This window comes from Pyxidicoccus trucidator, from assembly GCF_010894435.1.
In the GTDB taxonomy this organism is placed as follows: Bacteria; Myxococcota; Myxococcia; order Myxococcales; family Myxococcaceae; genus Myxococcus; species Myxococcus trucidator.
The window spans coordinates 532,219-556,669 of sequence record NZ_JAAIXZ010000001.1; the positions used below are offsets into that span (position 1 = coordinate 532,219).

22 protein-coding genes and 1 pseudogene are annotated in these 24,451 nt (G+C 71.4%); 13 read left to right on the top strand and 10 right to left on the bottom strand.

Features of this window, described 5'->3' with window-relative positions; all coding sequences use genetic code 11:
- The first annotated feature begins 5 nt into the window (after positions 1–5).
- Complete coding sequence (locus G4D85_RS02325; RefSeq protein ID WP_164007428.1) at positions 6–1,025, top strand: glycosyltransferase; 1,020 nt, start codon at positions 6–8, stop codon at positions 1,023–1,025.
- A gap of 60 nt (positions 1,026–1,085) precedes the next feature.
- Positions 1,086–2,747: a DUF255 domain-containing protein gene (locus tag G4D85_RS02330; RefSeq protein ID WP_164007430.1), complete on the top strand. Its 1,662-nt coding sequence runs from the start codon at positions 1,086–1,088 to the stop codon at positions 2,745–2,747.
- Positions 2,748–2,755: 8 nt separating this feature from the next.
- Here the strand turns inward: G4D85_RS02330 and G4D85_RS02335 are convergent, their stop codons facing one another.
- A complete protein-coding gene (locus G4D85_RS02335) occupies positions 2,756–3,718 on the bottom strand; it encodes an RluA family pseudouridine synthase (RefSeq protein WP_164007432.1) in 963 nt (320 codons plus the stop codon).
- A 210-nt stretch (positions 3,719–3,928) separates the two neighbouring features.
- On the opposite strand from G4D85_RS02335, the gene G4D85_RS02340 reads away from it, so the two are divergent.
- Entirely contained in the window at positions 3,929–5,449 is a 1,521-nt protein-coding gene (locus G4D85_RS02340; RefSeq protein WP_164007434.1) for a peptidase M3, read from the top strand.
- Positions 5,450–5,468: 19 nt separating this feature from the next.
- Here G4D85_RS02340 and G4D85_RS02345 read toward each other — a convergent pair whose 3' ends face one another.
- The 3 genes from G4D85_RS02345 to G4D85_RS02355 all read right to left on the bottom strand — a co-directional run bounded on the left by G4D85_RS02345 (position 5,469) and on the right by G4D85_RS02355 (position 7,762).
- Positions 5,469–5,831, bottom strand: coding sequence for a hypothetical protein (locus G4D85_RS02345; RefSeq protein ID WP_164007436.1), 363 nt, complete (start codon positions 5,829–5,831; stop codon positions 5,469–5,471).
- 149 nt (positions 5,832–5,980) lie between these two features.
- Entirely contained in the window at positions 5,981–6,508 is a 528-nt protein-coding gene (locus tag G4D85_RS02350; RefSeq protein WP_164007438.1) for an acyloxyacyl hydrolase, read from the bottom strand.
- Positions 6,509–6,727: 219 nt separating this feature from the next.
- Positions 6,728–7,762, bottom strand: coding sequence for a hypothetical protein (locus G4D85_RS02355; RefSeq protein WP_164007440.1), 1,035 nt, complete (start codon positions 7,760–7,762; stop codon positions 6,728–6,730).
- A 105-nt stretch (positions 7,763–7,867) separates the two neighbouring features.
- Here G4D85_RS02355 and G4D85_RS02360 point away from each other — a divergent pair, with 105 nt between their 5' ends.
- From G4D85_RS02360 to G4D85_RS02370, 3 genes are all read left to right on the top strand, one after another.
- Positions 7,868–8,815, top strand: a complete 948-nt coding sequence (locus tag G4D85_RS02360; protein ID WP_164007442.1) for a DUF2058 family protein — start codon at positions 7,868–7,870, stop codon at positions 8,813–8,815.
- Between the two features lie 333 nt (positions 8,816–9,148).
- The gene (locus G4D85_RS02365) at positions 9,149–9,910 is read left to right on the top strand and encodes an SDR family NAD(P)-dependent oxidoreductase (protein ID WP_164007444.1); all 762 of its coding nucleotides are present in this window, start codon (positions 9,149–9,151) and stop codon (positions 9,908–9,910) included.
- A gap of 213 nt (positions 9,911–10,123) precedes the next feature.
- Positions 10,124–11,629, top strand: a complete 1,506-nt coding sequence (locus G4D85_RS02370) for an outer membrane protein assembly factor BamB family protein (protein ID WP_240359033.1) — start codon at positions 10,124–10,126, stop codon at positions 11,627–11,629.
- Positions 11,630–11,702: 73 nt separating this feature from the next.
- Here the strand turns inward: G4D85_RS02370 and G4D85_RS02375 are convergent.
- A pseudogene (locus G4D85_RS02375) lies at positions 11,703–12,725 on the bottom strand (methyl-accepting chemotaxis protein); the annotation flags it as partial.
- A 423-nt stretch (positions 12,726–13,148) separates the two neighbouring features.
- Between G4D85_RS02375 and G4D85_RS02380 the strand changes: the two are divergent.
- Positions 13,149–13,748, top strand: a complete 600-nt coding sequence (locus tag G4D85_RS02380) for a hypothetical protein (RefSeq protein ID WP_164007446.1) — start codon at positions 13,149–13,151, stop codon at positions 13,746–13,748.
- 10 nt (positions 13,749–13,758) lie between these two features.
- On the opposite strand, the gene G4D85_RS02385 is transcribed toward G4D85_RS02380, so the two are convergent.
- Positions 13,759–14,502, bottom strand: a complete 744-nt coding sequence (locus G4D85_RS02385; RefSeq protein ID WP_164007448.1) for a PP2C family protein-serine/threonine phosphatase — start codon at positions 14,500–14,502, stop codon at positions 13,759–13,761.
- A 378-nt stretch (positions 14,503–14,880) separates the two neighbouring features.
- Between G4D85_RS02385 and G4D85_RS02390 the strand changes: the two genes are divergently transcribed.
- Complete coding sequence (locus tag G4D85_RS02390) at positions 14,881–15,990, top strand: hypothetical protein (protein WP_205525387.1); 1,110 nt, start codon at positions 14,881–14,883, stop codon at positions 15,988–15,990.
- Between the two features lie 34 nt (positions 15,991–16,024).
- On the opposite strand, the gene G4D85_RS02395 is transcribed toward G4D85_RS02390, so the two are convergent.
- The 3 genes from G4D85_RS02395 to G4D85_RS02405 form a co-directional block, all read right to left on the bottom strand.
- A complete protein-coding gene (locus G4D85_RS02395; protein WP_164007450.1) occupies positions 16,025–17,329 on the bottom strand; it encodes a choice-of-anchor X domain-containing protein in 1,305 nt (434 codons plus the stop codon).
- Between the two features lie 20 nt (positions 17,330–17,349).
- Entirely contained in the window at positions 17,350–18,234 is an 885-nt protein-coding gene (locus tag G4D85_RS02400) for a hypothetical protein (protein ID WP_164007452.1), read from the bottom strand.
- A gap of 187 nt (positions 18,235–18,421) precedes the next feature.
- The gene (locus tag G4D85_RS02405; RefSeq protein ID WP_164007454.1) at positions 18,422–19,540 is read right to left on the bottom strand and encodes an aminotransferase class I/II-fold pyridoxal phosphate-dependent enzyme; all 1,119 of its coding nucleotides are present in this window, start codon (positions 19,538–19,540) and stop codon (positions 18,422–18,424) included.
- A 203-nt stretch (positions 19,541–19,743) separates the two neighbouring features.
- Here G4D85_RS02405 and G4D85_RS02410 point away from each other — a divergent pair, with 203 nt between their 5' ends.
- The 3 genes from G4D85_RS02410 (at position 19,744) to G4D85_RS02420 (ending at position 21,903) form a co-directional block, all read left to right on the top strand.
- On the top strand, positions 19,744–20,217 hold the full coding sequence (locus G4D85_RS02410; RefSeq protein ID WP_164007456.1) for a peroxiredoxin family protein: 474 nt from the start codon (positions 19,744–19,746) through the stop codon (positions 20,215–20,217).
- A gap of 109 nt (positions 20,218–20,326) precedes the next feature.
- A complete protein-coding gene (locus G4D85_RS02415) occupies positions 20,327–21,373 on the top strand; it encodes an SDR family NAD(P)-dependent oxidoreductase (protein ID WP_164007458.1) in 1,047 nt (348 codons plus the stop codon).
- A gap of 44 nt (positions 21,374–21,417) precedes the next feature.
- On the top strand, positions 21,418–21,903 hold the full coding sequence (locus tag G4D85_RS02420) for a hemerythrin domain-containing protein (RefSeq protein ID WP_164007460.1): 486 nt from the start codon (positions 21,418–21,420) through the stop codon (positions 21,901–21,903).
- A gap of 28 nt (positions 21,904–21,931) precedes the next feature.
- Here the strand turns inward: G4D85_RS02420 and G4D85_RS02425 are convergent, their stop codons facing one another.
- Positions 21,932–23,029 (bottom strand): MJ1255/VC2487 family glycosyltransferase, encoded by a 1,098-nt coding sequence (locus G4D85_RS02425; RefSeq protein WP_164007462.1) that lies wholly within the window; start codon positions 23,027–23,029, stop codon positions 21,932–21,934.
- 68 nt (positions 23,030–23,097) lie between these two features.
- On the opposite strand from G4D85_RS02425, the gene G4D85_RS02430 reads away from it, so the two are divergent.
- Both G4D85_RS02430 and G4D85_RS02435 read left to right on the top strand, forming a co-directional pair.
- Entirely contained in the window at positions 23,098–23,406 is a 309-nt protein-coding gene (locus G4D85_RS02430) for a hypothetical protein (RefSeq protein WP_164007464.1), read from the top strand.
- Positions 23,407–23,540: 134 nt separating this feature from the next.
- Positions 23,541–24,449 carry a LysR family transcriptional regulator gene (locus G4D85_RS02435; RefSeq protein WP_164007466.1) on the top strand — a complete coding sequence of 303 codons (909 nt, stop codon included), beginning with the start codon at positions 23,541–23,543 and terminating at the stop codon, positions 24,447–24,449.
- Positions 24,450–24,451 lie beyond the last annotated feature (2 nt).

Sequence of the window (24,451 nt, forward strand, 5' to 3'; positions counted from 1 at the left end):
CAACGATGCCCCTCCCGGTGGTCACGGTCCTTCTCCCTGCAAGAAATGCCGAGCCCACCGTGGCCCGCGCCCTGGAGAGCTTGCTGGAGGGCACCCTCCGGGACGTACGCGTGCTCGCGGTGGACGACGGCTCCACGGACGGTACGCGTGGGGTGCTGGAGGCCCTCGCGGCCCGGGACTCCCGGGTGGAGGTACTTGACGGCGGGGGCCGGGGTCTGGTGGCGGCGCTGAACCTGGCGCTCGGTAGGGCCACCTCGCCCTACGTGGCCCGGATGGACGCGGATGACGAGGCCCTCCCCCGCCGCCTGGAGGCCAGCGTCGCCGCGCTGGAATCCGAGCCTGAGCTGGCAGGCGTGGGCACGGGCGTGGAGCTGTTCCGCGAGGACCAGCCCGTGAGTCCCTCCCTCCAGGCGTACGCGTCCTGGCTCAACGGACTCACCTCCGCCGAGCGCCTCTTCCGCGAGCGCTTCATCGAGAGCCCCGTCTGCCACCCCTCGGTGTGCCTGCGCCGGGACGCCGTGGTGGCCGCGGGCGGGTGGCGGCACGGGGACTTCCCGGAGGACTACGCGCTCTGGCTGGAGCTGATGGACCGGGGCCACGGCATGAGGAACCTCGACGAGGTGCTGCTGCGCTGGCGCGACAGCCACCAGCGGCTGACGTGGACGGACCCACGCTATGCGGTGCGCCGCTTCACCTGGACGAAGGCGCAATACCTGATGCGCGGACGCGGGCCCCTCGCGGACGGGCGTCCCTGCACGGTGTGGGGCGCGGGCCCGAGCGGCAAGACGCTGGCCCGCTTCCTGCGCGAGGAGGGCGCGACGGTGGAGCGCTTCGTGGAAGTCCACCCACGCAAGGTGGGCACCCGCATCCAGGACATCCCCGTGGTGTCACCGGAGGAGCTGGGGCCTCCCGGGCGGAGCCACCTGCTGGTCTGCGTGGGCGTGCGCTGGGCGCGAGAGGAGATTCGCGCGGACCTGACGGCGCGGGGCTGGGTGGAGGGACGGGACTTCACCTGCGCGGCGTGAGGGGCGCGGGCACACGAGGAGCGCGAAACCACGCGGGCGGCACGGCCGTACAGGGGACATATGCACCGCGTCCCGCCGTGGGTCCTCCTGCTGCTGACAGCCGCATCCGCCTGCCACTCCGCCACGGTGACGCCGCCGCGAGGGCTCGTCCGTCCCGGGACGCCGGAGCGGGTGGACATCGTCCAGGCTCGCGACCGGGGGCTGGAGCAGGGCTTCCAGTGGGAGCCCTGGGGCGCGGAGGCCTTCGCACGGGCGAAGCGGGAGGGCCGGTACATCCTCGTCGATGGCGCGGCGGAGTGGTGCCACTGGTGCCACGTCATGGACGAGACGACGTACCGGGACGCCGAGGTCGGCCGCCTGCTGCGAGAGCGCTTCGTCACCATCCGCGTGGACGTGGACGCCCGCCCGGACCTGGCCGAGCGGTGGGTGGACTACGGCTGGCCCGCCACCATCCTGCTGACGCCGGACGCGGAGGAGGTGGGCAAGTATCGGGGCTATCTGCCACCGGAGCGCCTGCTGCCGCTGCTCCAGCGCGTGGAGGCCCTGGCGCGGGAGCCCCGTGACGCCATGGGAGCCCGCGTCCTCGACGTGCCGGCGACGCCCGCGCTGCTGCCCTGGGTGGCGGCGCGCCTGGTGCTCACGCTGGACGGTGGGTACGACGCGCGCGAGGGCGGCTGGGGCGACTTCCAGAAACTGCCACTGGGTGGCAACACGGAGTTCGAGGTGCGCAGGGCCGCGCGTGGAGACGCTGCGGCACGGCGGCGGGTGGACTTCACGCTGGAGCGCCAGCGCGCGGTGCTGGACCCGGTGTGGGGAGGCGTCTACCAGTACTCGGCGGGGAAGGACTGGAAGGACCCGCACTTCGAGAAGCTGATGGTGATGCAGGCGCCGAACCTGGAGGCGTATGCGCGCGCCTGGGCGCTCCTCCGGACTCCGGCGCTGCTGGACGATGCGCGGGGCATCGCGCGCTACCTCGAGACGTTCCTCGGCGCGCCGGATGGGACGTTCTACACGAACCAGGATGCGGACGTGGGCGCGCACGACCGGAGCGTGCCGTTCGTGGATGGCCACGTGTACTACGCGAAGGACGACGCCGGTCGCCGTGCGCTCGGGCTGCCGTGGGTGGACACGCATGTGTACGCGCGGGAGAACGGACTGGCCATCGCCGCCCTCGTGGCGCTGCACGAGGTGACGCGGGACTCGGCGCCCCTGGTGCGTGCGCGCAAGGCCATGGACGTGTTGCTCGGCACCCATGTGGACGGGGGCCTGGTGTGGCGCGAGAAGGGAACGCGCTCGGGACCGCGCTTCCTCGCGGATGCCGCGGCGCTCGGGCGGGCACTGGCGGTGCTGGCACGAGTCACGGGCGAGGCACGCTATCGCGAGGTCGCCGAGCGGGTGGCCCGGGCGATGCTGGCTGACTTCGGCGGCAAGGAAGCGGGTGGGCTCCACGAGATGACACCTGACTCGGATGCGGTCGGCGTCTTCGCGCGCAGGGAGCGTCCGTTCCTCCACAACGTCGCGGCGGCGCGCTTCCTCGCGGCGCTGCATGGGCTCACCGGTGACGAGGCGTGGCGACAGCGGGGCCTGGAGCTGCTCGCGGCGGTGGCGACGCCGAAGACCCTGGCCGACCAGGGCCGGATGCTAGGGGACTTCCTCCTCGCGGCGGACGAGCTGGGCGTGGTGCCGTGGTCGGAGCCTCCAGCCATGGCACGGAGTCCGTAGCAGCCCCGCTACTCCCTGTCGGCGGGGGCGACTCGTCCCTCCTCCACTGCCGCGATGGGCCCCTGCGGCACCGCGACGCCCACGGCGGAGAAGAAGCGCAGCAGGTCCTCCGGCACCGGCGCCTCCACTCGCAGCACCTTCCCCGTGCGCGGGTGGCCCAGCTCCAGCGCCTGCGCGTGCAGCAGACACCGGAGCGCCTCCACGCCTCCGGCCTTCGGCGCGCCGCCATAGCGCGCGTCCCCGAGTATCGGCGCTCCGAGCGCCGTCAGGTGCGCGCGGAGCTGGTGAGTGCGGCCCGTGTGCGGGAGCAGCTCCACCACGCAGAACTCCGCCCCCGCGTGGAGCGTGCGGAAGTCCGTCAGCGCGGGCACGCCGTTGGCCGCGCGGGTCGCCCGCCAGCGCCCGGGGCGTGACGGGTCCTTCGACAGCGGCAGGTCCACCGTCCCCGAGGGAGGCAGCCCCGGCCCGGTGGCCGCCACGTACCGCTTGCGGGCCCGTCCCTCGCGGAACTCGGCGGCCAGCGCCGACGTGGCCTCCGCCGTCTTCCCGAACACCGTCACGCCGGACGTCTCCCGGTCCAGCCGGTGGACGAGCCCCGCCTCGCGGCCCAGGTGCGCGCCCACCAGGTCCACCAGACTGCCGCCCACGCGTCCCTCCGTGGGCTGCGCCGTCACGCCCGCCGGCTTGTCCACGGCGATGACGTCCGCGTCCTCGTACAGCACGCGCAGCACCGGCGCCGCGGGCGCCTCGGCCAGGGAGCTCTGCCCCGACTCCTCCAGCACCACCATCACCACCTGCCCCGCCGTGAGCCGCGCCTGCGCATCCCGGCTCCGCCGCCCCGAGACGTACACCGCGCCCACGTCCACCAGCTTGCGCGCCTCCGTCGCGGGCACGGCCAGCTCGGACGCCACCGCGTCCGCTACCGCCCGCCCCACCAGCGCACCCTCCGCACGGAACGTCCGTCGCTTCACCACCGCACCTCACGCGCCGGAAGGCCCGCATCATTAATAGGTGACTTCACGGCCCCACCTCGTGCGCTCGGGCAGGCGCCTCCGCTCCGTCCCGCCGCGAAGCGTCGGGGAGCGCGCATCTCCATGAGTCAGGCGCAGGTGTCATTGCGGCGGCACTCTACGCCCGCCTCGCCCTCCCGCGCCGCCCGCTTCCTGTTACCTTCCGCGCCCATGGACCGTCCCCTGCATTCCGTCCGTACGCGGCTGGACGACTTCCTCGCCGAGCTCGCCACGCTCCACTACCGGCATGGCGCCGGCCTCGCGCCGGGACTCCCCGTCACCAGCCTCTACGCGTCCTTCCCCGAGCTGTCCTCCCCGGACACCTTCGCCGCCGCCAACGAGGCCCTCGCCAAGGCCCGCTTGCGAGAGGAGCCCGTCACCGTCCGCCGCATCCTGCTCGTCCGTGAGCTGGTCGCCTCCCAGGTGGAAGAGGCGCTCGCCGCCCGTCCCGCCGAGGCCGTGGCCACCCTGGAAGCCCAGTCCCAGCTCCCCGTGGACGACCAGACGCTCTCCCTCGCCGAGGCGCTCAGCGAGCTTCCCCGCGAGTCCGCCCGGGGCCGGCGCACCCTGCTGGAGCGCGCCGTCGGCAACTTCCTCTGGGACCACCGCGGCCCCTATGGCGACCGGCGCGAGGCGATGCTCCACACCGTGGCGCGGCTGGGCGCGAAGGACTACCCCACCCTGCGCGAGGAAGTCACCGGCATCGCCTTCGGCAAGCTGGCCGAGGCCGCCGCGGAGACGCTCCGCCGCACCGAGGACGCCTACCGCGACGTGCTCGGCTACGTCCTCAAGAAGGTGGAGCCGACGCTGCGCCCGCTGCCCGGCGGCGAGGCGCGCCGGCATGACCTCCAGGCCGCACTCCAGGCCCCGTGGATGGACGCCTTCTTCCGCCGCGAGGACGCCTTCCCCGCCGTGGTGCGCTGGCTCGGCGAGTGGCACCTGACGCCCAACGCCGAGGGCCGCATCCGCATCGACGACGAGGCGCGCCCCGGCAAGGCCCCCCGCCCCTTCGTCGCCACCGTGCGCGTGCCGGAGGAGGTGCGCCTCGTCATCCAGCCGCGCGGCGGCATGGACTCGCTGGGCAGCCTCCTCCATGAGATGGGCCACGCGCAGCACCGCGCCCACGTGTCGGAGAACCTGCCCATGGAGCTGCGCCGCCTCGGAGATGCCTCCGTGACGGAGGCGTACGCGGCCCTCTTCGAGCGGCTGCTGCTGTCCCCCGGCTGGCTCAAGCGCTACCTCGACCTGCCCACCCTGGCCGCGCGCGACGCGGCGCGACTGGGCGCCTTCCAGGCCCTGGCCGTGCTGCGCCGCCACTGCGCGAAGCTGTCCTACGAGCTGTCGCTCAGCCTGCGCGGCCCCTCGGCGGAGCGCGCGGAAGAGTACGCGGACGGCCAGCGCCGGGCGCTCTTCGTCGAGCCGCACCCGGGCTTCTTCCTCCACGACGTGGACCCGCAGCTCTACACGGCCCACTACCTGCGCGCGTGGGCGCTGGAGACGCGGCTCACCGCCCGCCTCACGGAGCGCTTCAACGAGGACTTTTGGAGGAACCCCAGCGCCGCCGCCTGGTTGAAGGGGCTGTTCGCGCGAGGGGGTACGGACGACGCGGAAGGACTGGCCACAGAGGTCTCGGGCACGCCACTGGCATTGCCCGAGGCCGGGGAGCGCCTCGTGGCCATCCTCAACCGCTAGGGGGTACTCCGCGAGAGGACTACTTCTTCTTGCGGAGCGCCCGGACGATCTTGTCCTTGGTGGCGTTGCCGGCCGCCTTGGTGGGCGTCGGCGCGGGTGCCGCGGGAGTCATCGCCTGCTTGTTGTTCCCGCTGGCCACCGGCTTGCCGCCCGCACGGGCGCGCATCGCCTTCAGCAGCTGCATCTCGATGACGAGCAGCTCGTCGCCGAGCTCCTGGTTGTCACCCGCGGCACGGGGAAGCGGAGCACGGGTGCTGGAAGCGCCGGCACCGTGCCGCATGCGCAGAACCCTCTCCTCCTCGGCCGACAGCGTGCGCGTCTTCTCCAGCGCCGCCTTGACCTCCTTGGCCGTCACCGTGCTACTTCCGACCTTGCGCTCCATCGCCGCTCCCTTGCTGTGTGGCCCGCTGAACGTCCGTACATGTCGGACGCGTCCGAGCCGCAACCGTCGAGGATTGTAGAGGACGCAAGAGTGAGCGCAAATTTTCTTCCAACAGGTCGCTGCCGGGCTGTAGCGCCAGGGGCCTCGCGCTACAGACGGAACCCCAGGCCGAGGTACCCTGAAGTCATGGACTCCCGTTCACCAGAGAACGGGTCTCCACCCGCGGAGAAGTTCTGGTACCGGGCCTCGGCGGAGAGAAAGAGCTGGCTCCCCAGCTCCACCCCCACCCCGCCGCACAGCTCCGCGCCCACCTGCAGCGCGCGCGAGGCAGCCACGTCCTCCTTGTCGTGGGCCATCAGCAGGCTGGCCCCGCCGCCCAGGTAGGGCCGCACGCGCCGGGGGCCTGACGGGGTGATGCGGATGGACATGGGGGTGGCCTCGGTGTGCCGGCGGCTGGAGGCCACGTGCCCGCCCACCTCCATCACCGAGGAGTGCTTGCGGTAGCCCCAGGCCAGGCTCGCGGTGTAGCCCGCCTCGCGCGCCCCCTCCGGGTCCGTCAGGAGATAGGCCCCCACCGGAGCGACGGTGACGCCCAGGTTGCGGAGGAGCGGCTCGGCGAGCACCGGAGGTGCGGACAGCCCGGCCAGGCACGACAGGAGGACGGCAAGACGGCGCATGCCCGCCCATTGAGCAAGGGGCAAGCCACGCCGGAAGGCCAGTAAAGTCAGGGGCTTGCGGGGCGGGGCGAGGCACCCTGCCGCCCGCGTCCGGGCGGGCCCGTCAGAGCAGGCGAGCAGCCTCGTACACAGCGGCGCCGGGCCCGGGGGAGCGGGCTCCGGGCGCACATGACGCGGGGGCCAGGGGCGCCGCGCACCCGGTGGCCCCCGGGCCTCGAATCAGGTGCCCTCTTCGTCCTCGGGCTCGGGCGGGGCGTCGGTGGCGGGCTTGGTCTTGTCGGCGTCCTCCGGCTTCTTGCGCTCGATGCCGAAGGCGTCCAGCGCGTCCGCGATGCCCTGCGGCTTGTCGGCGTCGGGGAGGAAGTCCTCGGGCGGCTGGAGCTTCGGGTCCTGTCCCACCTCGGTGAGGGCGGACTCCAGCGTCATGCGCAATTCGGCGGCCTCGGGCGTCTTCTCCGAGGGCACGCCCATGCGGCCATCCAGTCGGGCCTTGAGGACCACGGACGTGGTGGAGTCCACCAGCACCTCGCCGTCCAGAGAGCGCGGCACGCGGTGGGCGAAGAAGCTGGCGCGGCGGCGGGTGCTCTCGTCGGTGCCCTTGGGCTCGAAGGGCGCCGGCAGCGGGCGGGAGGCGGTGCCTTCCGAGACGGGGCCCAGCGTCACGGTGTAGCGCCACGCCACGCGACCCTCGTGGGAGACGGTGCCGTCGGGGGTGAGCTTGATGCGGCCCTGGAAGAGGCTGTCGAAGTCGCGGATGGCGCCGGTCAGCTCCGTGCGGGTGCGCTCGGCCATGCCGCGGTCGCGCAGGCGCTGGCGGAACGGGCCGTAGCGGTTGCGGGCGAACACCTGGCCGCCCACGCGCATGACCTCCAGGCCCTGGTCCCTCGAGTTCTCCAGCACACCGTGGAAGTCACCGCTGACTCCACCGGGGCCGGCGCGGAAGGTGCGCGACTCGGTGAGCTTCACCGGGTTGGCCTCGGCGGAGGTCCACTCGTAGCTCACGGTGGACTGGAAGCGGTGGGGCCCCAGCCGCTCGGTCACCTCGGCGGCGTCCATGCCCAGGATGCGGCGGGCCACCTGGGGGTTGCTGGCCACATCCTCGGGGGGCAGCTTCTGCTTGGCGGAGGCCACGACCTTGGGTGGGTCCTCGGGCGAGAAGATGCGCGCCTTGGCCGCCTTGTCGACCGGGTCGGAACAGCCCACGGCGGCCAGCGCCAGGGCGAGGGTGAAGGCGGACTTCTTCAGACGACTCACGACTCCTCCAGAGGGGTACGACAAGGCCGGCAAGTTACGTGGGGCATACAAGTGCGGCAAGCAGTGGCTTGCGTGCAGCCGTGCAAGGGATAGAACGCCCAACTCATGCAGAACCTGCGCGACAAGTTATTGAAGGCGGGCCTCGTCACCGAGGAACAGACCAAGAAGGTGGAGACGAAGGCCAGCCAGGCGGAAGCCCGGCGACCCGCTCCCCAGGAGGGTGGCCGTCCAGGCGGCAACCGTTCCGCCCCCCCGCGTGACGAGAACCGGACACAAGCCAGTCCCCAGGCCCGCGAAGGCGGCCCCCGCGAAGGCGGCGGCCGGCGCGAGGGCGGTGGACGTCCCCCTGGCGGGGGTGGGCGCTTCGGTCCTGGCGGCGGTGGCCGTCCGGGCGGTGGCGGACGCCCCGGAGGCCCCATTCCGCGCTTCGGCGGCGGTGCTCCCCAGCAGGGGCGCCCGGGTGCCGCGGCGCCGGAGAAGGCCATCCCCAAGCTGCCGCCCATGCCTGGCTCCAAGGCGTACCAGCGTGCCGAGTCCAAGAAGCAGGTGGAAATCGACAGGGCGCTGAGGGAGCTGGTGCTCGGCGCGCAGGTGCCTGTCGAGGCAGGCGAGACGGCGTTCTACTTCATGACCCGCAAGGGCAAGCTGCGGCGGCTGGAGCTGAGCCCGGCGCAGGCGAAGCAGCTCGAGGAGGGCGAGCTCGGCGTGGTGGAGCGGCCCGAGCCCGCGCAGATCGAGCACTCGCTGGTGCCCGCCTCGGCGGCCGAGCAGATGTTCGCGCTGTCGAAGAAGTCGGTGCGCTTCTTCAACCGCAAGGACAACCCCGTCGGCTTCATGAACGACGAGGAGCTCAAGGCGCAGCAGGCGTCGGAGGCCGCCGGCACCGCGCCGGAGCTGTCCGACGAGGCCGAGGGTTCCGAGGGCGCCGAGGGTGAGGCTGAAGCACAGGCCACGACCGAGGGTGAGGCCGAAGCACAGGCCACGACCGAGGGTACCCCCGCGGAGACCACCGACCAGACGCCCGACGGTGGCGACAAGGTCGGCAACGGCTGACCCGGGCTTCCCGGGCCTCTTCCCCTCCCCTGCTTGAAGCGGGGGAGGGTGTTCCACTCACACCTGGCTTTGCCTCGGTGGAGCGCGCCCATGTCGGAGCGCGCTTCACCATGGCTCCCGGAGTGTTCCCGCCGAGCGCCTCGCCATGGCGTCAGCCATCGGCTGCACGCGCAGCACCACAGCAGGTCCACGTGCGCGGGCGGGAGCGGGGCTGGAGCGCATCGGTGAGCGCGTTCGCTCTGCGAAATTGGCCACCGTGCTCGCGCCCACCGTCTGAGCGGATGCGTGTGAGCGTTGGTGCCGAGCCCGACCGCTGGCGCTAGGCTTCCGCCCATGACAACGACTTCCAAGACGGTGGTGGTGACGGGTGCGAGCCGGGGCATCGGCCGTGCCGTGGCGCTGTCCTTTGCCCGCGAGGGCTTCAAGGTCTGGGCGTTGGCACGCTCGGCGGATGCGCTGACGTCGCTGCGGAGCGAGGGCGGCGACAACATCCGGCCGCACGCGGTGGACGTGGCGAACGAGTCCGCGCTGCTCGCCATCAGCAAGACCATCCTCGCGGACGGCACCCCGCGCGTGCTGGTGAACAACGCGGGCATCACCGTGTCCGCGCCGCTGACGAAGACGAGCACCGAGGACCTGGCGCGCGTCATGGCCGTCAACGTGACGGCCCCCTTCATCCTCTGCCGCGAGCTGATGCCGGCCATGGCCAAGGCGGGCGGCGGCCGCGTCATCAACATCGGCTCCATGATGGCGGTGCGCGGCGCGAAGTACACGTCGGCGTACTGCGCGTCCAAGCACGCGCTGATGGGACTGACCCGCTCACTGGCGTCGGAGTACGCGAAGAAGAACGTCACGGTGAACGCGGTGAACCCGGGCTGGGTGGAGACGGACATGTTCGCCTCGGCGGCCTCGGCCGTCACCCAGACGACGGGCCGCACCGAGCAGCAGTCGCGCGAGGCGCTCGCGGCCATGAACGCCATGGGCCGCATCATCCAGCCGGAGGAGGTCGCCGCGCTCTGCGTCTTCCTCGCCTCGGACGCGGCGGGCGCCATCACCGGCGCCGCCTACGCCATCGACGGCGGCGAGTTGGGCTGACACTTCACTCCCATTCCGCCTGTCCGGCTGCCGGGCCGCCACTCGTGGCCCGGCGTGTTGCACGCCGGGAATCGCATACCCACCCTGCGCCATCGCCCGGACGGCAACGGGTGCTTCGCGATGGGGAGGTAGGGCGTGAGGCGATGGTGGGGTGCGGTGCTGGGCGTGTGTGTATGGGCGGGCTGTTCAGCGGGGGACGGTGGCGAAGCACCCGTGCCAGAGGTGGACACGCCGGCGGTGGCAGACCCGGACGCACCTTCCGTTGAGGTGACGCCCCCTCCCGAAGTACCGCCCGCCGGAACGGGGGACCCGGTGGAGGAGACACCGCCCGGCGATGAGCCGCCCGGGGACGCCGAGGAGCCCGCGCCTCCGGCAGCCTGCTCGGGCCCGGACGGCACGGCGCGGCTGGCGTGGAGCTACGACGCCGCGTGGGACCAGACGGTGGACTTCCGCGGCACCCTGGACGCGGACGGCCAGACGTATTGGACGGAGTGCGACAGCTCCTACTGGTCCGACAAGGAGCCACACGAGCTCCAGTGCCACCTCGTCTCCGCCACGCACGACGGCGCCATCCGCTACCGGCTGCCGATGCCCCGCGCGGGACTGCCGGCCGTGCACTCGGTGGATACGGAGCGGCTCTACGCGACGTCCGGGGGCGCCACCGTCTCCGCTCATGCCCGTGAGGATGGGCGGGAGCTGTGGAGCGCCAACCTCGCCACGCTGCGCCCCGGCTTCCCGCCCGTGGGCGCGTCGCTCGTCATCGACGCGGTGGCGCTCGGTCCACCGTATGTGTTCACGGTGGCGCGTCACGCCGTCGAGGAAGAGAACGAGCAGAGCCTCCTCGTGGCGCTGCGCGCGAGCACGGGCGCGGTGGCTTGGACGGCCCTGACGCCTCCCGTGCGCGCGCCCCTGGTGCTGGACGCGGAGGGCAACGTCTACGGCGGCTCCTTCAGCGCCGCGACCCAGGAGACGACGCTCTTCTCGTACACGCCGGATGGCCAGCGGCGCTGGCAGACGCGCCGCGCGGGCCAGCGCAGGCCCAGCGCGGTGGATGGCGGCCGGCTGCTGCTGGAGCGCGCCGAGGTGGCGGACGCGGCCACGGGCTCACCGCTCGCCACGCTGGCCACCGCATCGCCGGATGACTCGTACGTCGCGCTGGGCTCATCCAACTCGCCCTTCGGCCGCGCGGTCTTCCAGGCCAGCGGCGTGCTCGTCCTCGCGGACCAGCCGTGCACCGCCGAGGGCTGCCCGGAGGCGCTCCACCCCGGCCGCACGTTCCTCTACGGCTTCAACCCGGAGGACGGCGCGCTGCGCTGGCACCAGCCCATCGGCGCCTGGCCCATGGCGCCGGTGCTCACCCAGCGGGACTCGCTGCTCCTGGTGGACCGGCCTCCGACCGAGGGCTGCGAGGAGGACTACAGCTGCACCGGGGACGACTCCCACCATGGCTCGTTCCTGCGCGAGCTGGACGTGAAGGACGGGCGGGAGCTGGCGGCGTGCGCGCTGCCGGGCACGGCGCCCTACATCACCCCGCCCGCGCTGCACCGGGGCCGAGTGGTGCTGGGCGCGTGGACCAACTGGCTCGCGAGCAACGACTGGACGCGGCGGATGAGCATCCGCGCCTTCGAGCTGTCCGTGCCCACCGAGCCGGCCACCTCCGGCTGGGTGACGGCGGGCGGCGGCAACTCGCGCTCGGGCACGCCGCGCTCCAATCCGTAGTCACGGGCCGGGCCACCGAAGGCGTCCCGGGGACGGGAGTGGCGGTGACTCGCCGCCCTCCCCCACTGGAGCGTTACAGCTGGTAGCGCCCGACGATGGCGCCCAGCTCGTTGGAGGCGTTGGAGAGCTGGATGGCGGCCTGCTCGCTGGCGGCCATGCGGTCGACAATCTGGTCCGCCGAGTCCGCCATGGAGCTGAGCGCGGCGAAGAGCTCGGCGATGCCGGCGTCCTGCTGGCTGACGGCGTCGGCGATGCTGCGCACCGTCTGGCCGTTGTTCTGGATGATGGTGGCCAGCGAGCGCAGGCTCTCGCCCGCGGCGCGCACCTGCTCCAGTCCGCCTTCCACCTCGCGCGCGCCGCCCTCGCTGGTGTGCACGGCGTTGGAGATGGCCCGGCCGATGTCACCGAGGATGGCCTGCACCCGCGTGGTGGCACCCGCGGACTGGTCCGCCAGCGAGCGCATCTCCCGCGCCACCACCGCGAAGGAGCGGCCCGTCTCACCACTGCGCGCCGCCTCGATGGAGGCATTGAGGGCCAGCACGTTGGACTGGTCCGCCAAATCCTTCACCGTCCGGGTGATGTCGCCCACCTGCCGCGTGCGCTGGTGCAGCTCGGAGATGGTGCGGCCCATCTGCTCCACGTGCGAGCGGATGTGCGTGAGTCCGCCCACGCTGCCGGACACCGCGGCCTCGCCCTCCTGGCCGTACACGCTGGCTCGCTCCGCCTCGCGCTGAATCGCGTCCACCCGCTTCGCCGCCGCGCGCGAGGCTTCCTGGAGCTGCTGCGCCGCGAGCTGCGTTTCATGCAGCGCCACGGCCTGCATGGACACCGCCTCGTTCTGCACCGATGCGGACTCGGTGAGCTGGGCGGACGCCGACTCCAGCTGATCGGCCGAGCCGCGCAGCGCGATCAGCAGCCCGCGCAGCTGCGCCATCAGCCCCGCGAAGGAGGCGGTGAGCTGGCCAATCTCATCCTGGGAGCGCACCTCCAGGGTGCCGCGGAAGTCGCCCTCGGCAATCACACGGGCCGTGGCGGCGGTGAGCTCGCGCAGGGGCGCCGTCATCCGGCGAATCAGCACGAAGATGGCAACCCCCGCGCCGAGCGCGAGGACACCATTCAAGAGACCGAGCACCAGCACGGAGCCGAAGGAGACCGTCTCCCAGGACCGGGACAGCGTCCCCGTGAGCGTGACGCTCACGGTGGTGAGGACGACGAGGACCAGGGTAATGGCCGCGGTCAGGCGAGCGGCAAGGCTGTGCGTCATTCGCTGCGAAGCCAAGGAGAGGATCACGAGGGGGACTTCGAATCCTACTCCTCCAAACGCGTCTTGTTTAGAGGGGAGTGCCAATCACAGCCCCGCTGGAATCAGTGACCACCCCGCGTCGCAAATGACCCGTTTTTGAGAGGAGACGTGTCGGGTCGTCCCCCTTCACGCGAGGTCCAAGGTCTCCGCCCTGCTGCTGACACTGCGAGCGCCCCGGGGTTGACGCGAACAGAGCCCCTGCGCTCCCGTCACCTCATGCGTCTGCCCTCCTTGCCGCCGGCCGTGGCCCTGCTCGCACTCATGCCCACCGTGCTCCACGCGGAGGAAGTCGCGGGCGAGGCGCGAGCGAAAGCGGAGCCCGCCTTCACGACGCGCAACTTCGGCAACCTGCGCGTGGGTGGCTCCACGGCCAACGGCAACGGCCGACCGGAGCTGTGCCTGGAGCTGTCCCCGGTGTCCTTCCTCTCCGTGGAGGGCTGCGGCACTGGCAGTGGATTCCTGCATGGGGACCCGGAGCCGGAGGTGGCGCACTTCCGGGCCAAGCTGCGGCTGCTCTCCATCGACAAGGAAGGCTGGGGCACCCTCCAGCCCTTCTTCGCCGCCGGGCTCGCCGAGGCGCAGGTGGGCGAGGACGACCCGGGCTTCCAGCTCAACGGCACGGACGCGCGCCGCGTATCCACGACGGGGCCGGAGCTGGGCGTGGGGCTGCGCTTCCTGCGGCCGCTGGCCTCCGGCTTCGAGCTGGTGGGCGACTTCAACCTGGGCATGGCGTGGCTGCCACATGCCCCGGAGCTGGTGAAGCCCGGGGACACGTGGCTGCCTTCGGCCAGCCTCTCCTTCGGCGTGGGCTTCTAGCGCCCCGGCGTCAGGCGTCCGCCACGCGCAGCACCACCGCGGTGATGTTGTCCTTGCCTCCCGCCTCGTACGCATCCGCGACGAGCGCGTCACACACCTCGCGCGCGGTGGACAGCGTCAGCCGCCGCAGCAGCCCTTCCAGGCCCAGCGGCTCGTAGAGGCCGTCCGAGCACAGCAGGAACACGTCTCCGGGCTCCGTGCGCAGCCGCTGCACCGTGGGCTCCGCGTTGTCCGTGCCCAGCGCGCGGGTGATGAGGTGCCGCAGGTTGGCCGGCCCGCCCGGCGGCTCCATGCCGACGTCGCGCAGCTCCTCGATGAGCGAGTGGTCCCGCGTCAGCGCCTCCAGCTTTCCGCCGCGCAGCCGGTACAGCCGGCTGTCTCCCACGTGGGCCACGGCCGCGCCGTGGTCTCCCACCGCCAGGGCCACCACCGTGGACGCCATCTCCCTCAGCCGCCCCACGCGCTGGGCCTGGAGGTTGCGCTGCGCCAGGGCCGAGCACGCCGACAACAGATTCTCCTCCCGGCTGCGCTGCGGGTCCGGCACCGTGGGCCACGTCGAGTCCCGGTCCTGCCCGAGCCGCAGGCCGAAGCCCGCGAAGGTGTCCACTACACAACGGCTGGCGACCTCTCCACCCTCCTGTCCGCCCAGCCCGTCCGCCACGACGAACAGCCCCAGCTCCGGCAGGACGCAGTACGAGTCCTCGTTGTGTGTCCGCCGGCCAATGTGGGTCTGCCCCGCGCTGTCCATTCTCATGACTCCTCCTCGGCCTCTCCCCCAGCAAGCGTGAGGCCAGCGCCCTCTCCCCCGGTCGGGCACCCGGAACGGATACTCCGTTCGGGGGCCGTCTGGAGAGTGAGTGCCACAGGACCCCGACATCCGGGCCCCACCCGTCCGGTGGCTGACGCTGCGAGCGCCCGCCATTCATCAACGCGCATCAGGGCGTGGGGTATCCACCCCACACCTCACGCCAGGCCTGGAATTGAACAGCTGAACGGAATGAGGGCCCAACCGCTCGATTCGCTCGAAGCGGGCCAGGACACCGGCCCCGGGTCCTGGGCGCCCTGGCAACTTCCCAGGCGGCGGAGCGACAATCCCGATGCGGCCACCGGTGCGTGCCGCCTGGGGTGCCCGATGTCGACCATCCGCCGCGTGCTGTCAGGTATCTCCTCCTCCATCTCCCGCGCCAGGCTGGACGTGGAGCTGGAGCCGGTGACGCCGCTCACCCCTCGCGAGCCGCTGGAGCCGGTGGCCCCGGTGCGGCGCGGCTTCTCCGACCAGAGCGAGTTCCAGGCGGAGGTGGATGACCTGGACGCGTCGCTCGCCGCGCATGCGCCCTCGCTGGCCGGGACCTCCGGGCCGTCGCAGGGCGGTGCGCCGCCCCCGCAGCAGCTCCGCGTGTTCTCCGGTGAGAGCTCCTTCGAGAGCTCCTTCGAGTCGGCGCGCCCGCGCTACGCGCAGCTGCTGGGCACGCAGCTCCCGTCCTCGCTGGGCGCTCCCGGAGAGTCCTCGGGCGGCGTGGGCTCCCTCTCCGCGGGCCGGGGCCGGGGCGGCGTGAGCGCGCCGGACATGGATGACGACCTGCTGTCGCCCGACGCGGCGGCGTGGGAGCTGCAGAACCTGGACACCTCCACGCCCACCATGGTGGAGCCGGAGGACCTGCTCTTCATGCTGGACCCGCCGGGCTCCGCGAGCTCCAGGGCGCCCGTATTCGAGCTGGGACTGGATGACGTCTTCGAGGACGGGCCGGGCGCGATCTCCGGCTCGGGCGGAGCAGGCACTCCGGGCTTCGCGGGCGTGGAGGCCACTGACGACGTCCCGCTGGACGCCGCTTACGACACCACCGAGCTGCCGCCGGAGTTCCTGGACCCCTCCGTGAGGCCCGCGGGGCCGGACGAGTTCCTCGCGGACACGAGCGACCTGGGCTCCCTGATACCGGAGGAGCCCTCCCTGGGTGACGCGGCCCTGGCCGGCGTGCTGGGCCCGGTGATAGCCAACCCCGCCGCCGCCAGCGTCCCGGTCTCCGCGGCGCTCGCGTCGCAGGGCGTGGAGGCCGTGGCGGACACCTTCGAGGCGGACCTCCAGGCACAGCCCACCGTCGACCTCGGCGCGGCGGCGTCCAGCGAGCCTCCGCTTGCGTCGTTCGACGTAGACGCGGCGGTGGCCGGCGAGCCGTCGGTCGTCGTCGCGTCCACGGCGCTCGACGTCGACGCGTCCACGCCCGTGGAGCCGCGAGAGGGCTGAGCCCCACCCCGCCTCGTGAGGCGGGGGCCGTCCGTCAGGGCTTCTTCGTCTCGGCCAGGATGGCGTCGAGCTGCGCCTGGGCCTCGTTGACGTCGTTGGTGAACTCGTTCCTGTAGCGCCTGCGCTCCGCGCTGTCCCACTCGGTGGGGGAGAACGAGGAGGCGGGGTAGTCGCTCGTGGTGTGGACGTACCCGCGCAGGGTGGTCATCAGCTCGCGGTCCGGGTCTCCGGACTCCTTGAGGAGGAAGCCCTCCACGTCGCGCAGCTTCAGCGGGAAGGTGGGCCCCTCGTCCAGCACGAGGTTGCCGGCGATGGTCAGCTTCACCTCCTGCGCGCCCTCCCTCAGCTCCTCGTTGAAGGACACGTGCGCGAAGGGGGCGCCGCTCTCGTCGTCCAAGCGGCCCGCCACCACGTACCGTCCGGCCTTCCGGACCTGAATCCCGAGATAGAGCTTGAGGGAGCCCGCCTCCATCACCTCGCGCACCGTGCCGGTGAACAGCGCCGGAGGGAACGGGGTGTAGAGGACGTCGAAGAAGGCGGAGCCTTCCGCCTTGCCCGAGCGCACGCTCACGCCCACCCGCAGCGTGCCGGAGAACATCGGGAAGCCCTGCTTCGACGGCTGGAACCGGCCGGTGAAGTTGCCGTCCCCCGCGAGCGTGTCCCCCGCGGAGCCGTCGTCGTGAAAGGCCAGCGGCACCGCGGCCGTGCCGGCCCCGCCCGTCATGTGCTCGGCCTCGTGCGCGGAGGCGGACACCACCTGGCAGGGCCTGGGCGCGCGCTGCGCGTCCTCGCAACCCACCACGAAGTGCACCGTCTCGTCACCGACGACGAAGACCCGGTCCTGCTTCAGCCGGAGCTGCACGTCCGGGTTGTCGCGGCTCAGCGGGCGGGTGCGCTCCGGCTCCGCCAGGTCCATCTGGTCCACCTGCTCGCTGCTGGGCCGGGACTCCGGCGGATAGCGCGTCGCGGACACGTACGCGTCCAGCGTGCGCTTCGCCCGCTCCAGTCGCTGCTCCCACAGCGAGCGCCGGGCCTCGCGCTCCGCTTCGACGGGGTCCTTCGCGTCCGCCTGCGCGGAGCCCGCGGGCCCGGAGGGCGCTCCGCCCGTCGACGTCCCGCCCCACGGCGCCTCATCCTTCCCCGGGGCTGCCATGGCGCCTGAGCGCGCGACAGCCTCCGGGGACGTGGAGGACGCGTCCCCGGAGGGCTCCAGACCGGCACTGACTCCCCCACTCCACCACCACCCCACGACACCCAGCGCCACGGGGATGAAGACAACAGCCCACCAGACGCGGCGGGAGCGGGAAGCAGGAGGGGGGACGGTGCCAGGAGGAGTCATGTCACTTCGCGGAGTCGGGTTCAGCGAGCGTAATTCACCATGTCCTCGCGGACCTTGGAGACGATGCCACCCCAGTTGCCGTTGGCGTAGTGGTTGTACGCCTCGCCATCATCGCGCAGCTGCACGGTGTGGTAGCTCCACTTCGCCTTGCCGTCGCTGCACGCGGCCGTGCCGGTGTTGAGGGTGCCGCCGCAGAACCAGTCGCCCGGGTTGCACTGCGAGCTGCCCGAGCTGCCGGACACGCCACCCGTGGAGTGGTAGGACACAGCCTCGTCGTCCTGCCCCGGCAGGATGCCCGAGTACACCGTGCCCTTGGCGCCGGCGAACATGTAGAACCAGAGGTTGCGCGTGGTGTTGTGGTTGTACATGGCGCGCGCCGTCGTGGTGACCAGGTCACTGACCAGCGGGTCGCCCACCGCCCACTCGCCCACGTCCGCCAGCTCGCTGCCGCCGCCCGCGCCGGACGCGATGTCCACCCACTTGATGTTCCAGCCCGTCTGGGTGGTGCCATCCGTGTTGCCACACACGCCGCTGGAGTTGGGGACCGCGTTCTTCTTGTAACGCGCGGAGCCACCGTACAGCGACAGCGCGTAGCCAATCTGGAGATTGCCCGCGCTGTGCGCGGCGATGTAGCACCAGTTCTCGCCGGTGCAGAAACAGTCCAGCGCGTCACGGACGCGATAGTTCTCCCCGCCGATGCGCTGCGTCCCGTTCCAGTTGACGGCCTTCTTGTTCACACCGGCCGCGGTGGAGCTGGGCCCCCAGTAGCTGAAGTCGTTGTAGTTGCCGGCCTGCGTCGTGTTCCCGTTCTTGCCGTGGATCCACAACGAGTAGTTGGTGGCGGCCGCCTCCGTGCCTGCCAGCAACGTGACGGCGGCTACGGCTACACCGATCAGCTTCTTCATATTGAGCGCCTCGCTCTGAGATGGGGGACAACCCCGCACGGAGGGGGACCGAGCAGGGAGGCGCACACTCTAAGACGTTGGGATGAAAAAGGTCGAGATCGTGGAAAACTTGAAGTGAGGGAAATAACTGACACGACGCGTCACAGGATGACGCACGGCACTGCGCAGCCATCCACGTGCGTCAGCGTCAGCGCGAGGCGATGACGAAGCGCTCCAGGCGGGCGAGGGCGTCGGGGAGGTTGGCGCGGCCCAGCCCCAGCCGGAAGTGGTTGCCGGGGAAGTCGTAGACGTCGCCGGGCAGCAGCAACACGCCCTCGCGCTCGACGAGCTCTTCGGTGAAGCGGGCCACGGGCGTGTCGCGAAGCAGACGCGGGAAGGCCACGCTGCCGGCGCGCGGGCGCACCCAGCGGAAGGTGTCCGCGTGCCGCGCGAAGAACGCATCCAGCAGCGCGAGGTTGGTGGAGAGCAGCTCCCGGCTGCGCGCGAGCACCCGCTCCTTCGCGCGCAGGGCGATGAGCGAGAGCACCTCGCTGGGGGCGCTGTTGCAGATGGTGGTGTAGTCCTTGAAAGCCATGCAGCGACGCAGCAGCTCCGCGTCGCGGCAGGCGAGCCACCCCACGCGCAGCCCCGCCAGGCCCAGCGCCTTGGACATGACGCCCAGGCTGAGGCCGCGCGGCGTGCGCTCCGCGGCGGAGGGCAGCGTGTCGCGCGAGTCATACTCCAGCAGCCGGTACACCTCGTCGGACAAGAGACAGATGCCGCGCTCGTCGGCCAGCGCGCACAGCGCCTCGAAGGTGGCACGGTCCGGCAGCGCACCGGTGGGGTTGTGGGGGAAGTTCACCACGAGCAGCCGGGTGTCCGGCCTCAGCGCGCGGCGCAGGGCATCCAAATCGAGCGCCCAGCCGTCCTCCTCGCGCAGCGGCAGCAGCGTCACGTCCGCGCCCGTCGCGCGCGCCACTTCGTACAGCGACTGGTAGCCCGGCCAGGTGACGACGGCATGGCTGCCCGGCCCCAGCAGCACGTTGGCCAGCACGAAGACGGCTTCCTGTGCGCCCGCGAAGGTGAGCACGTCGTCCGGGGAGAGGCCCGGGTAGAGCGCGGCGATCTCCGCGCGCAGGGCGGGCAGCCCGGTGGACTCGGTGTAGCCGAGCGTCAGCCCCTCCCAGCGCGCCAGGGCGTCCGGGTCGGCGAGCGCCAGCAGGTCCCTCAGCCGCCAGCCCTCGATGTCCGAGGAGCACAGCAGGTAGGGCGCCGAGAACTCGTAGCGCGCGAAGTACCGCTCCAGCTTGAAGTCGGGGATGCGCATGGCCGCCTCTCTGCCTGCTCCGAGGACGGGCGTCCAGCGTCGTCGGAGCGACTCCGGGGCGCCCGAAGTCTCGCGGCCGACACCCGGGGTGCCCGTGCCGTCCGGGCAGGCGAGCGGCCCTGGGGGCCTCGCGGGGGGAGGACGGCGCCGGCCGATGCATAGCTTGAGTCGCGTCCTCCTGAAGCCCACTCGTGGGAGCATGCATGCCGACGCTCGACATCCCCATCACCCTGCTGGACCCGACAGGCGGCTGGGTCAACATCCCCGTCCACGTCTCGGAGCTGGATGAGTTGCCCGTCCTCCTCCACTTCTTCTCCATGGACCAGGTGAAGAGCACCGCCGACTTCGACGAACTGAAGCGCATCATCGGGGAGTTCGCCCCCCGCGGCCTGCGCGTCATCAGCGTGGACGTCACGAAGTCCGATAAGGAACTGCGCGACACCAACGCGGTGGAGGCCTTCGCGCGCAAGCACGACCTGACCCACCCCATCGCCGTGGACGACGGCTCCATGGCCAAGGCGTACGACGTGACGCAGACGCCGGCCTGGCTCGTGTTCGACGCGGACTCCGCCCGGCTGCGCCACCACTTCACCGGGCGCAACGGCGCGCACCACGCGCGGCAGGTGCTGGACCGCTTCACCCGGTACGCCACCTCGGCCGCGGCCCCGCCGCCCTGAAGTCCCGGCCCCTGGACGACTGAATCCGGCCCCGGACACCTGAGCCCGGCCCCCTGGGCGCATGGGCCCCGGGCCCCTGCTGCCCTCACTCGCCATACGGAGACCCTTCATGGCTGACCGCCGCAAGGACAAGGACGCAGCCCGCATTTCCGTGGGCACGCTGGTCGCCGCCGGTGTCGGCGCGGCACTGGGCCTGCGCAAGGCGCTGAAGCCCCGCTTCCACTTCTCCAGCCGCACGGTGCTCATCACCGGCGGCTCGCGGGGCCTGGGGCTGGTGATGGCGCGCCTCCTGGTGAAGGAGGGAGCGCGGGTGGCCATCTGTGGCCGTGACGAAGCCACGCTGGACCGCGCGCGAGACGAGCTGGAGCGCGAGGGCGGCGAGGTGCTCGCCATCCCCTGTGACGTGCGGGACCAGGTGCAGGTGGAGGCCATGGTGTCCGCCGTGCACGAGCGCTGGGGCGCGGTGGACGTGCTCATCAACAACGCGGGCGTCATCCAGGTGGGCCCGCTGGAGTCGATGACCCTGGAAGACTTCCGCGAGGCCGTGGACACGCACCTGTGGGCGCCGCTGTACACGACGCTCGCGGTGCTGCCGGAGATGAAGCGGCGCGGCGTGGGCCGCATCGTCAACATCTCCTCCGTGGGCGGAAGGGTGAGCATTCCGCACCTGGTGCCGTACGCGGCGAGCAAGTTCGCGCTGGTGGGGCTGTCGGACGGGATACGGGCCGAGCTGCGGCAGGACGGCATCCTGGTGACGACGGTGTGCCCGGGCCTCCTGCGCACGGGCAGCCCGCGCAACTCCTGGTTCAAGGGCAACCACGAGAAGGAGTACGCGTGGTTCGTGGTGGGGGACTCGCTGCCCTTCATGTCCATGAGCGCCGAGGCCGCCGCGCGCAAGGTCATCGCGGCGTGCCGTCGCGGGGACGCGGAGGCGCTGGTGGGGCTTCCCGCGAAGCTGGCCGCGGTGGGCCGGACGCTGGCGCCCGACCTGACGGCGAGCATCACCGCCTTCGTCAACCGCGCCCTGCCCCAGGACAGCAACCCGGACCGCGTCCGGGGCAGCGAGTGCGAGACGCCGCTCACCCGGTCCTGGCTCACCGAACTCACGCGTCGCGCGGCCGAGCGCAACAACGAGAATGAAGTCCCCATCCACTGACGCCGTGCCCTACCAAGAACCTCGAACCTGAAGGGAGTCAGGGGATGAATGCCATTGACCTGCTGAAGCTGCAGCACCGCGAAGTCGACGTGCTGTTCATGCGCGCCTCCAAGGCCGCGCTGGACGAGAAGGTCGGCCTGCTGGGGCAGATTGCCGAGAAGCTCACCCTCCACACGCGGATTGAGGAGCAGCACCTGTATCCCTTCGCCCGGCGCATGGGCATCCAGGACCTGGTGGACCACTCGCTCAAGGAGCACATGGAGGCCAAGCGGCTTATCGCGAACCTGCTCCAGTGCAAGCGCAGTGACCCGAAGCTGAACCAGGAGCTCGCGCAGCTGCAGCAGACGGTGCGGCAGCACGTGAAGGAAGAGGAGGAGAAGCTCTTCCCTCGCCTGTCGGAGCTCGCTTCGGCGGAGGACCTGGAGCAGCTGGGCGGCACCCTCCAGCAGAGCGCCGACGAGCTGGCGAACCAGGAGCTCCTGACGATGGCGGAGAACGAAGGCTCCGCCCTTCCTCCCGTGCAGTCGTAGTCGGGCTCCGGGCTCCGAGCTCGGAGCCTCAGTCCGCGGCCAGCTCCATGGCCCAGTGGCCGCGGTGCTCGTAGGCCAGGGCGAGCTGCTCGCGCAGGGCGGCAATCATCTTCGTGTTGCCGTCCTGCTCGTAGCCCTTGAGCGCCTCCTCGCAACCAGGCAGACGCGAGAGGAACTCCTTCAGCGCGTCCACGGACAGCTCCTTCACGTACATCCCGTACCCGAGCTGTTCCAGATAGAGGGCGTTGATGATCTGCTCGAACTGGCCCACCAGCGGCACGCTGAGCACCGGCTTGCGCAGGTACACCGCCTCGCTCATCAGCGTGTAGCCGCCGCTGGCCACCACGCCGCGTGACGTGCGCAAATCGTCGATGAAGCCCTTCTCGCTGAAGGGCCGGTACGTGAGGTTGCCGTCCACCAGGTCCTCGGTGATGTCGCGGCGCAGCCCGTACACGCGGCAGGGAATGCCCGCGGCCTTGAGGATGTCCGGCAGCGCCGTGTTCGTCGTCGACGTCTGGTACACGAGCAGGTGCTCGCCCGGCTCCGACTTCGCCTCCAGGATTTCCGGCCGCAGGATGGACGGCGCCAGCGTGGTGCGGCGCTTGCGCAGCGGCGGGTAGAAGAACGTGGTGACGAGGTAGTGGAAGGCGCCCGGCAGCTTCGCCTTCACGATGGCCCGCGACGTCTCGAAGCTGTCCTCATACCCGGCCAGCAGCGCCGGCTCGTGCTGGCACCGGTTGATGACCTGCATGTTGTCCACGCTGATGACGGGCAGCCGGTGCGTCTTCGCGAACAGGTAGCTGAAGGACTCGAAGTCGCTGACCACCACGTCCGGTTTGAAGTCGCCCACCAGGTCGAAGTACTGGCGGATGTTCTGCGGCAGCCCCTTCACGGCGCCCGTCACGTTCTGGAGCACCGTCTGCCACTTCTTCACCGAGTTGCCCTCGTAAGCCAGCGTCAGCCCCCAGATGCCGTGCACGTTCTGGAAGCGCTTCTTGAGGTAGTCCTGGGCCCGGCCGGAGACGACGATGTGGACCTCGTGCTCCTTCGTGAGCTCCTCGAGGAGCACGCGCGAGCGCGTCGCATGGCCCATGCCTTCGCCGACGACACCGTAGAGGATTCGCATGGCCCGGCAGCATACGCCGCCTGCCCACGCCCGTTGAGCCCGCCCCTCTCCACGGCTATAGCTGCCCCATGTCCCCCGCCTCCGAGACTCCCCCCCGCCAGGGCTCGTCGCTCGGCCGCTCCGCGGCGCTGGGCCTGTGTGGCGGCCTGCTGCTCGGGGGGGTGGGCCTGCTGCTCGCCGGCCTGCGGGGCCGCTTCGGCACCCTCGACTGCACGGGCCTCGCGGGCGCGGAGTGCGAATTGCTCCAGCAGGCCACCCGCGAGGTGGGCCGCGTCCAGGCGCTGGCCGGCGGCGCGCTCATCGCCCTCGCCGCCGCCCTCTTCGTCCTGCTGCGACCGCGCCTCCCCGCCCCGCCCGAGGACCCGGACACCCCCTGAGTCCGTCCCCGCCTCCTTCCGAGTCGCTGAACGGCCGGGCAGGCCACCGCCGGTTAAGGTCTTTTCGCGGCGTGCGGTAGGCGAGCTAATTAATTCTGGCCTAATCATTAGGTTTGGGGGTAGGAGACGGCCTTATGCAGCTCGAATCCTTGAAGATGTTCTGCGACGTGGTCGAGACAGGCTCGTTCTCCCGGGCGGCGCAGCTCAACCACGTGACGCAGTCCGCGGTGAGCCAGCAGATCCGCGCCCTGGAGAATCGCTACGAGCAGAAGCTCTTGTCCCGCAGCGCGCGCCAGGTGACGCCGACGCCCGCGGGTGAGCGGCTGTTCCGCGGGTGCAAGGAAATCCTCGCCCGCTTCGCGGAGGTGGAGCAGGAGATTCGCGAGCAGGCCACCGAGGTGGCCGGCACCAGCACCGTGTCCACCATCTACTCGGTGGGTCTGCACGAGCTGAATGCGGTGCAGAAGCAGCTGCTCAAGGCGCACCCGAAGGTGAACATGCGCCTGAACTACCGCCGCAACGACCAGGTGTACGACGACGTGATTCTGGGCGCGGCGGAGATTGGCATCGTCGCGTACCCGCAGCCGCGCGCGGGCGTGGACATCCTCCCGTTCCGCGACGACAAGCTGGCCGTCGTCTGCGCGCCCAACCACCCGTTCGCCACCAAGGCGAAGGTGAGCCTCACCGCGCTGTCCGGCGTGCCCTTCATCGCGTTCGACCGCGAGGCGCCCACGCGCAAGGCGCTGGACAGGCTCTTCCGCGAGAAGAACATCGACATCAACCCGGTGATGGAGATGGACAACGTGGAGACCATCAAGCGCGCGGTGGAGATGGGGCTGGGCGTCGCCATCCTCCCCATCTCCACGTCCCAGAGCGAGGTGAAGGCGGGCTCGCTGGTGGCCAAGCCCTTCGCCGAGGGGCCTGTGTCGCGCCCCATCGGCCTGCTCATCCGCAAGGGCAAGTACCTGGACCGCGCGTCCGCCGCCGTGCTGGAGGCCTTCAAGGCCGCCGCCAACATCCCCTCCGCCGCCGAAGAGGCGTAGGA

What these genes read in the sequence shown, in the direction of transcription:
- G4D85_RS02395 (WP_164007450.1), bottom strand. Translation starts at nt 17,329, where the DNA reads ATGACTCCTCCTGGCACCGTCCCCCCTCCTGCTTCCCGCTCCCGCCGC.
- G4D85_RS02425 (WP_164007462.1), bottom strand. Translation starts at nt 23,029, where the DNA reads ATGCGAATCCTCTACGGTGTCGTCGGCGAAGGCATGGGCCATGCGACG.
- G4D85_RS02390 (WP_205525387.1), top strand. Translation starts at nt 14,881, where the DNA reads ATGTCGACCATCCGCCGCGTGCTGTCAGGTATCTCCTCCTCCATCTCC.
- G4D85_RS02365 (WP_164007444.1), top strand. Translation starts at nt 9,149, where the DNA reads ATGACAACGACTTCCAAGACGGTGGTGGTGACGGGTGCGAGCCGGGGC.
- G4D85_RS02330 (WP_164007430.1), top strand. Translation starts at nt 1,086, where the DNA reads ATGCACCGCGTCCCGCCGTGGGTCCTCCTGCTGCTGACAGCCGCATCC.
- G4D85_RS02410 (WP_164007456.1), top strand. Translation starts at nt 19,744, where the DNA reads ATGCCGACGCTCGACATCCCCATCACCCTGCTGGACCCGACAGGCGGC.
- G4D85_RS02435 (WP_164007466.1), top strand. Translation starts at nt 23,541, where the DNA reads ATGCAGCTCGAATCCTTGAAGATGTTCTGCGACGTGGTCGAGACAGGC.
- G4D85_RS02385 (WP_164007448.1), bottom strand. Translation starts at nt 14,502, where the DNA reads ATGAGAATGGACAGCGCGGGGCAGACCCACATTGGCCGGCGGACACAC.
- G4D85_RS02350 (WP_164007438.1), bottom strand. Translation starts at nt 6,508, where the DNA reads ATGCGCCGTCTTGCCGTCCTCCTGTCGTGCCTGGCCGGGCTGTCCGCA.
- G4D85_RS02405 (WP_164007454.1), bottom strand. Translation starts at nt 19,540, where the DNA reads ATGCGCATCCCCGACTTCAAGCTGGAGCGGTACTTCGCGCGCTACGAG.
- G4D85_RS02415 (WP_164007458.1), top strand. Translation starts at nt 20,327, where the DNA reads ATGGCTGACCGCCGCAAGGACAAGGACGCAGCCCGCATTTCCGTGGGC.
- G4D85_RS02360 (WP_164007442.1), top strand. Translation starts at nt 7,868, where the DNA reads ATGCAGAACCTGCGCGACAAGTTATTGAAGGCGGGCCTCGTCACCGAG.
- G4D85_RS02420 (WP_164007460.1), top strand. Translation starts at nt 21,418, where the DNA reads ATGAATGCCATTGACCTGCTGAAGCTGCAGCACCGCGAAGTCGACGTG.
- G4D85_RS02380 (WP_164007446.1), top strand. Translation starts at nt 13,149, where the DNA reads ATGCGTCTGCCCTCCTTGCCGCCGGCCGTGGCCCTGCTCGCACTCATG.
- G4D85_RS02345 (WP_164007436.1), bottom strand. Translation starts at nt 5,831, where the DNA reads ATGGAGCGCAAGGTCGGAAGTAGCACGGTGACGGCCAAGGAGGTCAAG.
- G4D85_RS02430 (WP_164007464.1), top strand. Translation starts at nt 23,098, where the DNA reads ATGTCCCCCGCCTCCGAGACTCCCCCCCGCCAGGGCTCGTCGCTCGGC.
- G4D85_RS02340 (WP_164007434.1), top strand. Translation starts at nt 3,929, where the DNA reads ATGGACCGTCCCCTGCATTCCGTCCGTACGCGGCTGGACGACTTCCTC.
- G4D85_RS02325 (WP_164007428.1), top strand. Translation starts at nt 6, where the DNA reads ATGCCCCTCCCGGTGGTCACGGTCCTTCTCCCTGCAAGAAATGCCGAG.
- G4D85_RS02400 (WP_164007452.1), bottom strand. Translation starts at nt 18,234, where the DNA reads ATGAAGAAGCTGATCGGTGTAGCCGTAGCCGCCGTCACGTTGCTGGCA.